Raw genomic sequence first — 15189 nt, forward strand, 5'->3', positions numbered from 1 at the left:
GTTTAAGTAGTAAAAAATTTATTTTGCTAGTAAAAATTTTTGCACTTTTCTGTTTCCATTTTGTTCCAACACAATAAAATACAATCCGTTTGGCAAACCAGCATTCGTAAAATTGTTGCTGTAAAGCGAAATGGTTTGTATTCCCTTTGGTTTAAACCCATTCCAAATATTAGCCATATATTGACCTTCAATATTGTACACATCAATCCTTGCATTACCGCTTACCGGTAATTCAAATTGTACTGTTGCATTGGCCCCTGCAGGATTGGGCATTACCTGAAGTTGCATATTCTCCAATGGATTGGTAATAGGCGGAATAGCTGTTACAACGGTATTATTCACATTCTTATTGGTATAAACATAATATTCACCCGGTTGTAAAGTAATATTATCAGCACCACCGGATGCGGTAATGGTTTTAGAGGTTAAATAGCTGTACCAAGTACCGGCAGTGGGAAAAGTAACGGTAGCGGATTGCTGATTAACATCAAAATTTCCAACAAACACAACGCTTAATGAATCGCCGGTTACAATTAATTGTTTAAAAGCATTACCTAAGTTGTAGCTGATATTTTTGGGCGAAGCAAAAGTTGAACTGTATATAGGATTAGTACGCAACTTAAACAGTTGGGCATATACATTATACAATGCCAAACGGTTGGGTTGGGTTAAGTAGTCCCATCGCAAAGGTTTTGGGTCTGTTCTGCAAGTGCCGGATGGGTCAACTGTGTTCGTTGACATACAATAATTAATACTGTAATCATACCCTAGTTCGCCAAATTGCCACAACATTTTGGGGCCGGGTATCATTGCCCATAATGCAGTAGCCATGGCATTTCGCTTTAATCCGGTTGCCGTGTCTTTTATATTATAACTTCCATTACTGTTGCCATATTGCTCATTTTTATACATCAATCGCTCCTCGTCATGGCTTTCCATATACGTAATTAAATTGGGTTGACTATAACCTCTGTTGGTGTAAACGCCATAACTGATATCCCATGATGGATTACTATACCCCATGGTTGCCTGATTAAAGTTGCTGTTTAAGTTTCCCCATAACATCATACCATAATTGGCTTCCACCAACTCTTCCGAATTATCTGCAAACATTTCCAAAATACAATAAGCACCACTGGAAACGGATTGAATTTTATCGTAAATATTTTTCCAGGTAGCCACTCTACCACTATCATAATTACCCCAGGCAGCTACATTACAATTATTACCATAAGCATCACAAGTATTTTTTTGGGTGAAGCCTTTTGCCAAGTCCCACCTAAATCCGTCAATCTTGTATTTGGTTAACCAGTAAGTGATTACACGATTCCGAAAATCGATTGTAGCCTGACTTTGATGATTAAACTGATAACCCACATTGTAAGCATGGGTGGGATATTGATTGAACCAAGGGCTATTGGCTGCAGGAATATTGTTGACAGGATCCCAATACATTTGCACCATAGGCGAAGAACCAAAAGAATGGTTCATTACCATATCCATTATAACGGCAATGCCTTGCTGATGACAAGCATCTATAAATTGTTTTACAGCTGTTTCAGTTCCATAAACTTTATCGGGGGCAAAATAAAAGTTAGGATTATAGCCCCAGCTACTGTATCCTTCAAAATTATTGAAAGGCATTACTTCAATAGCATTTACACCTAATCGTTTCAAATAGGTTAAGGTGTCTTGTAATCCTTTCCAGTTTTGTGTAGCAGTAAAATCGCGAATCAGCAATTCATATATTAACAAGTTGCGTTTGTCAGGGCGATTGAAGTTTGTTACCTGCCAATTATAAGCCGGTTTAGCGGTTTGCAGTACACTAACCAATGAACCTACAGCCCCTGCAGGGAAAGGTTTTAAATTAGGATAAGTTGTAGATGGAATTTGCGGATCAACATTTTTGTCTAACACCTTTTCCGTATTATAATCGGCAACGTATAAACTGCCATCTATTTGGTATTGATAGGCATATTCCACACCGGGCGTTAATCCTGTTATACGAATCCAAAACCGTAAACTATCCGGTGTTAAATTCATTTGGTAATTCAAGGAAGGAGTCCAATTATTAAAATCGCCCAGCACAATAATTTTATTTTTATGTGGCGCAAATAATACCAATGTTACCGATGTATCACCCGGCTCATAATTTATCCCATCGGTTACACCATTAGGAAGCGGTGCAATATTAGTGCCACCCGAAACCAAAAAACTTACTGTATCTCGCGAAAAGACTGTACCGTTATATGCCTCAGCTATAACTGTTTGCGTGCCTGCAGCAGCAATAACAGGTCTGGCCGACAATGTAACAGCAGGGCTATCTTGCACAATGGCACTACCGTTATAATAAATAGTTAAGCGAGAAGGTTGACTTGCCTTAGCATTGATAACCAAAGTGTCACCAATATTTTTAGTAAAAGGTTCAAGTATGGGAATATAAGTAGGTTGTTTCAGCGGTGTATCAATTCTGGCATACAAGCCATTATCATAAACAGGAATATACATATCCGACCCATCAGCATTTGCCTGTTTTAATGAACCATTTCCATTACGGAATAAAATAGCAATTTTTAAAATTTTTTCATTTGGATTGGTAATATTAAAAAAGTTACGCAAACCGCCGTTAATGGTATACTGCCACAAATTTGTTCCAACAGATGGCGCATTTGCTGCCAGATTTGTAGTACCCCAAGTAAAAGGCACATATTTCCAATCGGTTGAAGAAGTACTGGCCGTTGTAATAACCCCAATGTGTACATACACATTAGTAACAGGTGTATAATTTAACAAGCCTTTATTCCCTTTAGTAGCATCGCAGGTTATGACTATTTTACTGCTGGTATCTTGTATGAAGGCGGGCGACCAACTTAAAAGCTGCGCATGAGCAACAAGAATGCCTAAACATAAAAATGGTACAAGTAGAAATTTTTTCATACGGTCAAAGTTGATCTGCAAACGTTTGCGGCAATGTGTACAAAAAACACATTGACATACAAATTTGTGTATTTTTTACACAATACAAAAATTTTTTGAGTCATTTTTTTAAAGAAAAATGAAATATTTTAAAATCTAGCTTATTCCTGTTTAACGCATAAAATGTAAACATCAAACGATTGCGCTTTTTGGCAGTAATTATTCATAGCTTGTTAAACATTATCTTTAAGTGCTAGACGAATTGAAAAACTGCTGCTGCTTAACTCGAATAAACTAAAGCCATACAATGCGTTTTACAAAACCAACCTTAAGCTTTTGGCAAATTATAAACATGAATGTTGGCTTTTTCGGCATTCAATACAGTTTTGGTTTGCAACAAACAGCCATTAACCCCCTTTATACTTTTTTGCATGCCAAACCGGAAGAGTTGCCATTGCTGAATTTAGCTGGCCCCATGACCGGGTTATTAATTCAACCGCTGATTGGTGCCATGAGTGATAGGACTTGGCATCCACGGTGGGGAAGACGGAAACCCTACTTTTTAATAGGTGCCATTTTTTGCAGTCTTACCCTTTTTGCATTTCCATTCAGTAAAAGCTTATGGATGGCTGCCGGATTACTATGGATTTTAGACGCCGCCAATAATACAGCCATGGAGCCATACCGGGCTTTTATTGCCGATAAATTACCTGAAAAACAAAGGGCCATGGGCTTTTTAACCCAAAGCTTTTTTACCGGCTTAGGCATTACTTTAGCTAACTTATCATTAGGCTTTTTCAAAAACATTATTACAGGTGAAAGTACTACAAGTGATGGGCGCTCGGGTATTCCTTATTGGGTATTTGGTTCCTTTTTTGTTGGAGCTATTTGTTCAATTGTGAGTGTGGTATGGTCGGTAAGCACTACACCTGAAATTCCGCCTACACAAGAAGAATTAACTGAATTAAAAGCCAAACAAACCGGATTGATCGCTTCCATTAAAGAAATATTTGCTGCTATTGCAGACATGCCGCGCATCATGTGGGTTTTAGCCCTCATCTATCTTTTTCAATGGTATGCTATGTTTTGCTACTGGCAATTTGTATCATTGAGTATTGCCGATTCCATTTTCCATACAACCCCCGATGGCAATCCTGCATTGTATGAGCAAGCTGTTGTATGGGCCGGGAAAGTAAATGGCTTTTATAATATTGTAACTTTTTTATCAGCGTTCTTATTGGTTTGGTTGGCCAAAAAAATAGGTGCCAAATATGTACACATTTTATGCTTATTAATGGCCGGTGCGGGACTATTGATATTCCCGCATATTGCACAAAAAGAATTATTGTTTATTCCCATGATTGGCTTTGGCATTGCCTGGGCCAGTATGATGGGCGTTCCATATATTATAGTAGTTGGAAGCATTCCTAAAGAACGCTATGGCGTTTATATGGGTATTATAAATATGATGATTGTAATTCCTATGATTTTACAAACTACTACGTTTGGCTTTGTTTATCATTGGTTATTAAACAGTAAACCTACTAACGCTATTGGCTTTGCGGGCATATTATTATTACTGGCAGCATTTGCCACAACCTTTATTAAACCATCAAAAGCTATTTCTAATGAAGCAACTGTGCCATTTGCATCTGCAGGGCATTAAATGCACAACATTGTTCCGAACGATGCAGTGAGTGACACAACAGGCGATGCCATGAAATACAAAAGCTTACAACAAAATAATACATTATGCAAAAAATAACTTGTATTGGAGAAGCCCTTATTGATATGATTTGTACCGATAAAGGCAAAACGCTAGAGGCAGGTGAACATTTTTTGAAAAAAACAGGCGGTGCCCCAACTAATGTGGCTGCTGCAATTGCCGCACTTGGCGGTAAAGTTGAACTTGCTGCTAAAGTGGGTAACGACCCCTTTGGAATGCAGCTTATACACACTATGCAAGAATTTGGTGTGAATACAGAATATATGATTGCTACTAAAGAACAGTTTACCACTTTTGCTTTTGTATCATTAAAAGAAGATGGTGAACGCGATTTTGTATTTAACCGTGGGGCTGATGGATATTTAACCCTAGATGAAACCAAAAGCTTATTACACAACGGTACCGGCATTGTGCATTTTGGCTCAGCAACAGCTTTCTTGCCCGGACATTTACAGCAAACATACCATAGCTTATTAAACGAAGCAAAAGAAAAAAATTATTTCATTAGCTTTGACCCAAATTACCGACATTTATTATTTGCACATCAACAACAAAGCTTCATAAAGCAATCAATACAGTTTATACAACACTGTCACTTTTTTAAAGTAAGTGATGAAGAAGCACTTTTAATTTCGGGTATGCCAACAGTTGCAGAAGCAGCAGATTGGTTATCACAACAATCACAAGCAACTTTTTGCATTACCTTAGGCAAGGAGGGTACGTTATTAAGCTATAAAAAACAGCAAATTACCATTGCAAGTATACCTGTAAATGTTGTGGATACAACCGGCGCAGGCGATGCGTTTGTAGGTGCATTACTTTATCAATTAAGCACACTACCCTTTACACAACTTAATCAATTAAAGTTTGAAGACTGGCAGCAAATGGTGCTTAATGCCAACAAAGCAGGTGCTAAAACTTGTACTTATATGGGTGCCATGGAGGCTTTTAAACATTTAAGCAACCAAATTTTTCATACATAATTTTTTTAATTATTAAATTTTTGAGGCGTGTTTAAAAAAGAATTACACAACCATATAAGTGAACTGTTACAACAACAGTTCAAGGAAAATACCAACACTCATCAAGCATTTTTTACAAGGTTTATTGCCAATGCCACTGCTATTGAGGCATTGTATCAACAATTGTATGGAAATCATCCCAATGCATTAATGGTATGGAATAATCTGTTACAACTTATTATTAAGACTCACCAACATAGGCCTGTTAACTTACTAAACAAAGACACCCAAAAATTGAAAGAAGATTATTGGTTTGTAAGCAATGAATTGGCAGGTATGAGTTTATATGTTGACCGCTTTTGCGGCAATATAGAAAACCTGAATAAACACTTACCCTACTTCGCTGAGTTAGGTGTAAATGTTTTGCATTTAATGCCTTTATTTGAAAGCCCTGCAAAAGAAAGTGATGGTGGCTATGCGGTATCTAATTTTAGAAAAATAGATAAGCGTTTTGGAAATTTAGATCAGTTGCGTCAGTTACAACAAAATATGGAGCGGCAAAACATGTATTTAATGCTGGATATTGTTTTAAACCACACCTCAAACCAACACGAATGGGCACTGAAGGCAAAACAAGGAGATGAGTATTACCAGCAATTTTATTACATGTATAACGACAGACAAATACCTGACCGTTATGATGAAACCATGCCGGAAATATTTCCGGAATCGGCACCCGGCAATTTCACATTCATTCCCGAATGTAACAAGTGGGTAATGACCGTATTTCATCAATACCAATGGGATTTAAACTATACCAATCCGGAAGTATTTTTAGCCATGCTGGACAATATTTATTTTTACGCCAATTTAGGCGTTGATATATTGCGCATTGATGCACCTGCATTTATTTGGAAACAATTAGGAACAACCTGCCAAAATTTACCCCAAGCACATACACTATTACAATTAATTAAATGCTGTGTAGAAGTTGCAGCTCCGGGCATGGCTTTATTAGGTGAAGCAATTGTAGCACCTAAAAAAATTATGCAATACTTTGGCAATGGCTTATATACTGCACACGAATGTGATTTTGCTTATAATGCTACCCAAATGGCATTACAGTGGGATGCCTTAGCAACACAAGATGTTAGAGTAATGTTAGCGGCGCAGGAAGATTTAATTAAAAAACCTGTTGGCACCAGTTGGATAACGTACACACGCTGCCATGACGATATTGGCTTAGGCTATGAAGATGCCAGTATTCAAAAAGCAGGATATAACCCTTTAGAACACAGACGATTCTTAAAAAATTATTATTCCGGAAACATTGAAGGTTCGCCTGCCCGAGGTGCTTTGTTTTCAGTAAACCCCAAAACACAAGATGCACGTATAAGTGGCACATTAGCCTCATTGTGCGGATTGGAATTGGCAGAAAACACTCAAAATGAAACAGCAATTCAAGAATCTATTGCAAAAATTATTTTAATGCAAGCGCACTCTTTTTTTATTGGTGGATTGCCCATGTTATTTTATGGTGATGAAGTAGGTTATACCAACGATTATTCTTATTTATCTGATCCATCAAAAAATTATGACAACAGGTGGATGCACCGCCCACTCATTAATTGGAATAAAAATGAAAAAAGAAATAAAGCAGGAACTGTTGAGCAGCAAATCTTCTCTAAAACAAAACAATTATTACAACTTCGAAAACAACTGTCGGTGTTAAGTGATTATAGCAATATTGTTTGGTTAACTCCACACAATATTCATGTGGCTGGTTTTATACGTTACAATACTCATCAACGAATTTTTGCCTTGTTTAATTACAGCAACAAAGCAGCTTATTTAACCTGGTATGCCTTTAAAGAAAATGGAGATGCCCCAAAACAGTTACTGAATCATGTAAATCGTCAGGTGTATACCGTTGGTGCCGATTATGAATACTTAATACTAGCCCCCTATGAGTTTGCCATAATGGAACCTTTATCAGTATAACATAAAGCAGTAGTTATGGTTAAACCAAACTACTGCTTTTGATAAACCATATAGTAGTAGCACTGGCAATTAATACTACATTTTTTACAATATACTGTCCTGTTAAGGTTAATACAAAAGCATGTTGCCAGGTATCGCCGGGCAAAAAAAACAGGGGTAAAAATGTTGTAAACATATGTGCAATAAAACACAAAAATGCCAGTTTAGTAAGTTTAGGAAATAACCACAAAATACCCACTGCTACTTCTATCATCCCCAATAAAGTAATAAATACATTAATAGGAATATAATGAACAACCGTTACACTATGTAAATGCTGCACCAGGCCTTCGGCAGGTGATACATGAATAACTTTTAAGTAACCAAACCAAATAAATACTAAGGCCAATGCTAATCGGTTTAACCAAATTACAATATTCAATGCTTTGGCAGAGGAAAAATTATTGGCCGGGTAGTTGGAAGAAAGTGTTGGCTGTTGCATAGTACTATAGTTTACATTTTTACTGAAAAGCTTACGTAAAAAGTTCTGCCATCGGCAGGAAGTATACCGGGTCCGGGATAAAAAGTAATTCGCTGACTAAAATAACTTAAGTTCAACAGGTTATTAATTCCGCCGGTAATACGATATTTTTTTGAGAAAGCATATCCCATTGACCAATCCCATAATGCATATGATGGTATAATTCCCGTAACACCATTTGCACTGCTAATGGTATTTAAGGCATCATTATAACTTTTGTCGGTATAACTAAATTGAAGCGTAGTTGTAAATTGTTTAAACAGTAATGTTAGGCCGGCTCTGTCTGCCCACTGCGGTACATGTTCAACATAATTTCCGGTTAGGTTAATATTTGTACCATTTGCACTTAATTCACCACTGGTATAACGGGCATGTGTATAGGCTAAAGAATTAAACAGTCTAACATCCTTTAATTTATTATTGCCATTAAACAATGCAACCAATGAAACTTCACCATAAGCTTCAACGCCTTTTGCTACTGCATTTCCAATATTAGTGGTTAATAAATATGGATTATTATTCGCATCTTTTTGGGTAATTAAGCCAACTCTGTTTCCAAAAAATACACGAAACACGTCCACATCAAACTGTAGAATATTTTTAATATTGCCACGATAGCCTACACTAATGTCATAGCCTTTGCTATCTTTTAAATTGGGGTCAATTACATCTACCCTGTCGGCAGGTGTAATTTGGGAGTACAAATAAGGTCGGTATTCCTGCGAAATATTACCATACAATTGTGTGGATTTAGTAAGTTGATATTGCAAACCGGTACCAAATAAAGGGAAGCTTCTGTTGCCATTATAAGCAACCGGAACTGTAGCATGGGAAATTAAACCGGTGTAGTCAGACTGAATAAGTTCATAGCGAAAACCGGGAGTGATAGAAAATTTGGGTGTAATTTGAAAAACATTTTCGGCAAATACAGCGGCATTATTGGTATGGAAACGCAACACTGTACCATAAGGTGCTACTAATGATAAATCAAAATTGCTGCCTGTAGTGCCTACTCCTAATTGATCACGGCGAGTAACCTCTGATGATAAGCGAAAACCTGCAGCTAATGAATTGGTAGTTTTCCCAATTTTATAAGTATGCAACAACCTGGCTTCTGTGCTAAAGCTGCTGTAATAATCCCTATCCACCTGGCGCGGATTATAAGTGCCCAACTGTAAATTAACCGTGTCGGGAATATTGGGTGTATTGATGTATTGAACACTGTTGCGTTGGCCAAACAAGGCATTTGAAATTACTTGTAATTTGGTATTGGGTGAAAATGCATATTTGAATATAATAGCAGGAATATTTATTTCGGGATTAAAGAAATTTCTATTTCTAAGTGATTGGCGGGGATTTTGTGCAAATTGAGCATCGGTTAAACCTCCGGCAATTTGTTGCACATAATTCATGCGTGAAAATTGCAAAGCAATACTTCCATTATTATTGAAACGATATTCTATGTTGGCATAGTAAGCCTGATAATCGAACGCTTGTGAAGGTCGCCAACCATTACCGTGTCGATTGTCATAGTAAGCATAATAATTAATTTTTCCTACTGTTCCGCCAACAGCATTATAGGAATTAAAAAAACCATTGCTACCGGCAGTTTGAATACTTTCAACGGCAATAGGTTTTGTACTATCGCCCTGCTTAATAATAAAATTCATCATACCGCCATATTGGCTTCCATACTGCAAGGCTGCAGAACCCCTTACAAATTGAATTTCCTGCACCGCTTCGAGTGGTAAAGTATAGTGATTTTCGGGATAGCCAAAAATATCGCTATTGGTAACATAGCCATTTTGGCGCATGTTCATTTCTATGCTTCTATGCGAGTCAACACCTCTTGAGCCAATGTTTAATTGGGTGCCTGCACCATCCATATCCCATGTAGTAACACCGGGTACTTTTGCAAATAATTGCCTAACATTGTTTTGAGCTAAATTAGCCTGTGTTGAATTGGGTATAACAATGTTGGTTTTTTTCCCTGCAAAAACATACACTCCTTTTACTTCGGGTAAGTATTGTATGGAATCGCGAAGTGTAGTGTTTACTATTACCTCCTGTAATTCATTTACCGGAATAGTATCGGTTTCGGGGTTTTTAGTGTTGTTTTGAAGATTTTCTTGAGCAAATGTGTGAGAACTGGTAATTATTACTAAAAAGAAGCAAAATACCGTGAAACGTAAAATTTTCATATCAATCAAAATATTAAAAGTGAACTATCAAAAAAAAGTTTATTTTTAAGTAATAATTTTAAAAAAGCCCCCGTGTAGAAACACAGGGGGTACGCTAGATGAACTTAATCGAAAAAATTTAATATTTTAATCAGCACCATCCTGTTTAGCTCTTAAAACAGCATAATTGCCTACTTTACTACCTACAACTAATCCACTATCACAATCTATTTTATAATGAATACCTCCCTCTAACCGGGACATTGAAGCTTGATTAGCTAGTGCCCAATATTTATTGGCCTGATCGGGAACTATATGTGCCAATATTGTAGCCGCAGCCCCACTGAAAGTAGAATGCCCGGAGATGTAAGAGGGGAAATTCGGAATACCCGTTAATGTTTTTATGGAAGGGTTTATTTGTGTTGGGCGAGGATTGAAATAATAATATTTCACATCCCAACAAACAATAGCAGCATCCATTAATGCCATGTTTACCAAAGCATAATTACGAGCCCATCTTACCTCACTAAAATTTTTGGTAATGAAATCCTGTGCAGCAATGGCATCCCAATGTCCCGGAGGTGTAAATGTACCAACACCATCAGCCCAAAACTGAACGTGTTGTATATTTTCGCGAGAAGGAGATTTAATTTTATTGTACACTTCAGTTGCCGCATCCATTAAAGTTTGACTTTTTGTTGAAGGCGGAGGTCCGGGACGCAAAGTAGGTACCGTTGCTGCAGGAAATAAGAAAGGTGTTACTTTTCCAAACAAAGGTAACATGGGAGGGCGTTTGGGTGTTTCCAAACTATACCAAGGTGTTTCACCACGAGCCAATGTTACGGTTTCAAAATTTTTCCAATCGGTGGGTGTACCAACTGCTTTACCGGCATTATCGGCTTTTGCTCGTGCAATAAATGCTTCTGCCACCTGGCGACCCAATGCTTCCCCTGCGGCTATATCGCTACGGGTTGCAGCACCGGCCATCATCATTGCTAACTCTTGTTCATGTGCTTTTTGTTCAATATTAGCAATTTCGGTAGGAAATAATAATTTCATCATTTCGGCAGTTACACCGGCCATTACTGCTGCTTCAGACGGATATGATGGCAAAGTTGAAGTGGGCACTTTCGCTTGTATTGTATTGTCATTGGCATAAGGCGCAGCTCTGTTGTATAATTTTTTATAATACCAGCAAGCTACCAATGCATCATATTGTGCGGCACTAACATAGGCATACGCCCTGGCAGCATACGGTGGATTTGCAAATGGGAATAAAGGATAAGCAAATGGGTTAGCAGCGCTGGGTATAGGGTAAGTTCCATCGGGATTTTGATATGCGGGTAAATTGTATTTAGTAACCAAACCACGCATTATTTCATTCCAACGCAATACACCACCGGCAGCCCAATATTTTATTGTATTTAGTTGAGCAGAAGTTAAACTTTTTTGATATCCTTTTATTTCATTCAATTCGGCAATATAATCGGCTGAAGTAACAGCTGAGGGAGCCGCTACCGCAAAAGTATCGGGGCGGGTAAGTAATATGGTTTTCCAGGTGCCTGCATTTAGATCAATATTTTGTGGTTGCAATGGTGGTACATCGGCTGTAATATCCGGTGCATTTTTATTGCATGCATAAATAATTAATCCGGCACTAATGGCAATTGTTATATATATAAATAATTTTTTCATACAGTTAGTTGTTGGTTTGGTGATTGATTTGTTTTTGACGTGCAGAAGCAAAATCGAATACTTTAAAAATGCCGATTGAAGCGGTTGTTGCCTGACCAACATTACGGCCGGCAACTACATAGCTAATTCCACCTGTAATGGAAATGCGATGAAAATGAGGAATGGCATATTTCCCATCAATGCCTACAGTTGTAAAATTCATTTTATTACTTGGGAAAGGCATATCATTTTTACGCATATCAAAACCACCTAACGTGGTATTATTGACGATAGCAATTTCTGCAAAATCTTCTTTCTTTCTATAACCAAACCTTAAAGCAGCATTCATTACATCGGGCATTGCCACTTCATTGGTATAATGCATTTCAGTAGTGTAATAAGCAAATCTGTCAATATAAATATTTTGTCTGTTAGCATAAGCAGCAGTAGCTGTTACAAATACATTCTTTTTTTGATAATCCATGATTAAGCGAATAGAGGCTGTTTTACTTCTTAAACCAATAGCCAATGGCAAGAAATCGGCCTGATAATTGGTAGTGGGGAATGAATAGCCTCCAGTTACATACAAGGCATATTTTTGTTGTTGAACTTTTTTCTGCCAAACTTGCCATTTCAACCAAATACTTGCATCTTGTAAACCTTCCATATCGTGTAATGTACCGGCAGAAGCGTGAGTGTGTACGTAGGGTAAACTATACAATACATTTAACTTGCCGGTAATTCCATAGGCACCCATAAAAGCCAATGATTGGGTAGAAACAGTTCCTAAATTGGCATTGCTTCGTTTAAAAGTACCTTCCCAATAGTTATTCCAACTACTGTAATTATAAACAAAACCGGTACACCAATTTTCTTTGGCCATCATAATACCATCTTGTTCAGTTTGTGCTTGTATGTTTTGAAATGTTAGCATAAATACAATTCCAACAAGTAAAATTTTCAGGGTTACTCTCATAGTTGTTTCGTTAGTTTTGATTGATTGTGGTTTTGGAAAAGCAATACAATACCGTTAGCCAATAACGGCTGTCACTTGCTGTAGGTGCAAGAATTACCCACGATGTAGGGAAAACTTATTTTTTCATTTTAAGTTTTTGTACCACTAAAGTGCCAACTTTAATACCGCTGTTATGGCCTTGTCCGCAGGAATTCCAGTAATGCAAGCCACCATAAAAACGAGCTTTTTCATTTTCAAGTGCAGCTTGTCGGAAAGATTGATAACTCCTGCTTGGAATACCAAATTCTAATTCTGTAGAATCGGTGTAAGGGAAGTTATCGCCATAAATGCTGGTAAGGGCCTCGGCAGCCGATGCCGAAATGGTACAATGTCCACAGGTATATTCAGGGAAAGGCGGAGTTTGCAATTCGGGACGCCAATTTGCATCAAAATATTTATTAATAACAGATTCGGGTCTTATTGTGTTATAAGTATATTTTTCATTCCAGCACTGTATAAATGCGTCGAATAAAGCTATAGCGGTTTTCGCTGTTGCATACACGGTTTGTGCAAAGTCGGCACCTGCTTTTTTTGAAGCAATACCGGCAATGCTCATCCAATGTCCTGCGGGTGAAAACTTTTTAAACACAAACATGGCATGGCCATTTACATTTAGTTTACCCGGATTGTCATCCCAAAAATTTGCAATGTGTTTTTGTTCTGGTGTTAAATTCGTACAACTATCCAACATCATTTTTACTTGTAAATAGTAAGGACTTTTTTTATCCGTTACATTAAAGGGTATAGCTTTTTCTGCTCTGAACTGAGATGCACTATCCATAACCATTGGTCTAATTAAATTCCAATGCGGTTCCATAGCCTGGGCATAAGCCGGCGGAGTAGGTACCCAACGACCGGGACTGTCAATTACCGTAAACTTAGGCATACTGCGTGTTTCAGCGTAATTATCTTTTTTACTCCAGGCAATGATAGATTGCGCAACTGCATCTGCATATTGTTTGGTAGCATTATACATTGCTTCGCTCATTCCATTCTTTTTAACCAACTGTACTAAACTATCAACATAGGTTTTCATACTCCCTTCCGGGAAAGTTACCGCTTCACCCACTTTACAATATGCTAAAATAGCGGCGAAGTTGTAGTTGATAGGTTGTGTTGTGTCGGGCTTAGCTACCGAATTTAAACCGTTTAATTGTCCTTGCAATGATTGATATTGTTGTGGATATCCTGCTGCTATTACTTCATAAGCGGCAATAGCTGCATACGCATAGTTGCGTGATGCTACTACCGGCCCAAAATTATTCCCCATTACTACCGTATTTAATTCGTGCACTGTATTGGTAAACAATTGTGGGTTATTGACTATTTTTTGATAGGCATTATTATTGTTACATGCCATTAAAAATAGGAACGAAAATACCAAAGCAAATATCCTTCTTACAACCATTCTATTACTTTTTGGGCATTGTTATCTCAGTTTTTACAATGCCGGTTATTTTGATGTGAATGAAATTTAGTAAACACCTTTTTGAAAATGAATATACTTGTGTTCTACGGTTTGTATTAGTTGCCACCGTATTAATCAATTAAACATGATTAACCGAGCAGCTAATACAATACCAAATGAAAAACGCACACTAAGCAAGTGTGTTAAGGGGAGATTTTGGAGGTTTGTCTAAACTTTTAATAAGAATGAACTGGTATGCCTGTTGCCTGTAAGCGGCAAAAACAGAAGTCATTTGCAATGCAGGATGCTGAGCACTGTAGGCAACCGGACTTGTATAATCTTGCACTACAGGTTTAACGGAGTGCGCTTGATGGCCTGCATCTTTTTTTGAGGAACCACTATTCACAAAATCATTCGCCAATTTGGCAAATGCATCTCTGGCATTTTTTATACCGGTTTTAGCAAAATTCGGAATACACAACACTTCCAAACTATCTTGGTAAAAACGGCGCTTAACATAAGAATAAGTAATACCGTTAACGGTAATTTCTCCATTTACCCTTTCAAATTTCGGCGAACTGGCACCATAAGGTAACGCGGCAGGAACTTTTATACTGATTAAATCGTTTTGATTGTATTGATTATCATCGAGTTTCTCCTGAAAAGCAATATCGGCACGGTTTTCAAAATAGTCCATCAAAAACCGATAGCCTATCCAGTTAAACAGCAACATGCCCAATAATAATATGGCAACAATCTTTTTCATTCAAAAAATCGGCATGAAAAT

Annotated in this window: 10 protein-coding genes; 3 read left to right on the forward strand and 7 right to left on the reverse strand. The window is 37.5% G+C overall.

Annotated elements, in window-relative coordinates:
* Positions 1-18: 18 nt before the first annotated feature.
* Positions 19-2937, reverse strand: a complete 2919-nt coding sequence (locus tag LX80_RS09155) for an alpha-amylase family glycosyl hydrolase (RefSeq protein WP_111295496.1) — start codon at positions 2935-2937, stop codon at positions 19-21.
* Between the two features lie 286 nt (positions 2938-3223).
* Here LX80_RS09155 and LX80_RS09160 point away from each other — a divergent pair, with 286 nt between their 5' ends.
* The 3 genes from LX80_RS09160 (at position 3224) to LX80_RS09170 (ending at position 7605) form a co-directional block, all read left to right on the forward strand.
* Positions 3224-4582 (forward strand): MFS transporter, encoded by a 1359-nt coding sequence (locus LX80_RS09160; RefSeq protein WP_111295498.1) that lies wholly within the window; start codon positions 3224-3226, stop codon positions 4580-4582.
* Between the two features lie 86 nt (positions 4583-4668).
* Positions 4669-5625 carry a carbohydrate kinase family protein gene (locus tag LX80_RS09165; RefSeq protein ID WP_111295500.1) on the forward strand — a complete coding sequence of 319 codons (957 nt, stop codon included), beginning with the start codon at positions 4669-4671 and terminating at the stop codon, positions 5623-5625.
* A gap of 27 nt (positions 5626-5652) precedes the next feature.
* Entirely contained in the window at positions 5653-7605 is a 1953-nt protein-coding gene (locus LX80_RS09170) for an alpha-amylase family protein (RefSeq protein WP_111295502.1), read from the forward strand.
* A gap of 19 nt (positions 7606-7624) precedes the next feature.
* Here the strand turns inward: LX80_RS09170 and LX80_RS09175 are convergent, their stop codons facing one another.
* The 6 genes from LX80_RS09175 to LX80_RS09200 all read right to left on the reverse strand — a co-directional run bounded on the left by LX80_RS09175 (position 7625) and on the right by LX80_RS09200 (position 15168).
* Positions 7625-8086 carry a hypothetical protein gene (locus LX80_RS09175; RefSeq protein ID WP_111295504.1) on the reverse strand — a complete coding sequence of 154 codons (462 nt, stop codon included), beginning with the start codon at positions 8084-8086 and terminating at the stop codon, positions 7625-7627.
* Between the two features lie 11 nt (positions 8087-8097).
* Positions 8098-10326 carry a TonB-dependent receptor family protein gene (locus LX80_RS09180; protein ID WP_111295506.1) on the reverse strand — a complete coding sequence of 743 codons (2229 nt, stop codon included), beginning with the start codon at positions 10324-10326 and terminating at the stop codon, positions 8098-8100.
* 126 nt (positions 10327-10452) lie between these two features.
* Positions 10453-12000: a phosphatase PAP2 family protein gene (locus LX80_RS09185; protein ID WP_111295508.1), complete on the reverse strand. Its 1548-nt coding sequence runs from the start codon at positions 11998-12000 to the stop codon at positions 10453-10455.
* A gap of 4 nt (positions 12001-12004) precedes the next feature.
* Entirely contained in the window at positions 12005-12955 is a 951-nt protein-coding gene (locus tag LX80_RS09190) for a hypothetical protein (protein WP_111295510.1), read from the reverse strand.
* A 115-nt stretch (positions 12956-13070) separates the two neighbouring features.
* Positions 13071-14402 carry a vanadium-dependent haloperoxidase gene (locus LX80_RS09195; RefSeq protein ID WP_245898028.1) on the reverse strand — a complete coding sequence of 444 codons (1332 nt, stop codon included), beginning with the start codon at positions 14400-14402 and terminating at the stop codon, positions 13071-13073.
* Positions 14403-14592: 190 nt separating this feature from the next.
* A complete protein-coding gene (locus LX80_RS09200; RefSeq protein WP_111295514.1) occupies positions 14593-15168 on the reverse strand; it encodes a hypothetical protein in 576 nt (191 codons plus the stop codon).
* Between the last annotated feature and the right edge of the window lie 21 nt (positions 15169-15189).

It is taken from the genome of Hydrotalea sandarakina, from assembly GCF_003254115.1.
GTDB classification, from domain to species: Bacteria; Bacteroidota; Bacteroidia; order Chitinophagales; family Chitinophagaceae; genus Hydrotalea; species Hydrotalea sandarakina.

What these genes read in the sequence shown, in the direction of transcription:
- LX80_RS09155 (WP_111295496.1), bottom strand. Translation starts at nt 2,937, where the DNA reads ATGAAAAAATTTCTACTTGTACCATTTTTATGTTTAGGCATTCTTGTT.
- LX80_RS09160 (WP_111295498.1), top strand. Translation starts at nt 3,224, where the DNA reads ATGCGTTTTACAAAACCAACCTTAAGCTTTTGGCAAATTATAAACATG.
- LX80_RS09165 (WP_111295500.1), top strand. Translation starts at nt 4,669, where the DNA reads ATGCAAAAAATAACTTGTATTGGAGAAGCCCTTATTGATATGATTTGT.
- LX80_RS09175 (WP_111295504.1), bottom strand. Translation starts at nt 8,086, where the DNA reads ATGCAACAGCCAACACTTTCTTCCAACTACCCGGCCAATAATTTTTCC.
- LX80_RS09180 (WP_111295506.1), bottom strand. Translation starts at nt 10,326, where the DNA reads ATGAAAATTTTACGTTTCACGGTATTTTGCTTCTTTTTAGTAATAATT.
- LX80_RS09185 (WP_111295508.1), bottom strand. Translation starts at nt 12,000, where the DNA reads ATGAAAAAATTATTTATATATATAACAATTGCCATTAGTGCCGGATTA.
- LX80_RS09190 (WP_111295510.1), bottom strand. Translation starts at nt 12,955, where the DNA reads ATGAGAGTAACCCTGAAAATTTTACTTGTTGGAATTGTATTTATGCTA.
- LX80_RS09195 (WP_245898028.1), bottom strand. Translation starts at nt 14,402, where the DNA reads ATGGTTGTAAGAAGGATATTTGCTTTGGTATTTTCGTTCCTATTTTTA.
- LX80_RS09200 (WP_111295514.1), bottom strand. Translation starts at nt 15,168, where the DNA reads ATGAAAAAGATTGTTGCCATATTATTATTGGGCATGTTGCTGTTTAAC.